We start from the raw sequence: 240 nt of genomic DNA, 5'->3' as shown, positions 1-240 counted from the left end.
CGGCGGCCGCACCGTCGGCGCCGAACACGTCGTCGGTGGCGTCGCTCAGCACGTTGCCGGTGGCGATGGCGCCCTCGGCGACGCTGTTGGTGTCGGCGTTCGCCGTCGGCACGTCGTCGACGACGTCAATGGTGATGGTGCTGGTGATGGTGTTGCCGTTGGCGTCGGTCGCCTGGTAGGTGAAGCTCTCGACGTTGTTGACCGTGTTGGTGCCGTTGTCGGCATCGGCGCCGTCGACCG

1 protein-coding gene is annotated in these 240 nt (G+C 68.3%); it reads right to left on the bottom strand.

Annotated elements, in window-relative coordinates; translation table 11 throughout:
• Window positions 1-240, bottom strand: a 240-nt coding sequence (locus EOC94_RS33945) for a hypothetical protein (protein WP_148128487.1), incomplete at both ends; no start/stop codon positions are given.

The organism is Mesorhizobium sp. M6A.T.Ce.TU.016.01.1.1 (assembly GCF_003997065.1).
GTDB classification, from domain to species: domain Bacteria; phylum Pseudomonadota; class Alphaproteobacteria; order Rhizobiales; family Rhizobiaceae; genus Mesorhizobium; species Mesorhizobium mediterraneum.
Note: the sequence above shows the minus strand (reverse complement) of the source record. Positions and strands in the feature narration are given on the sequence as shown.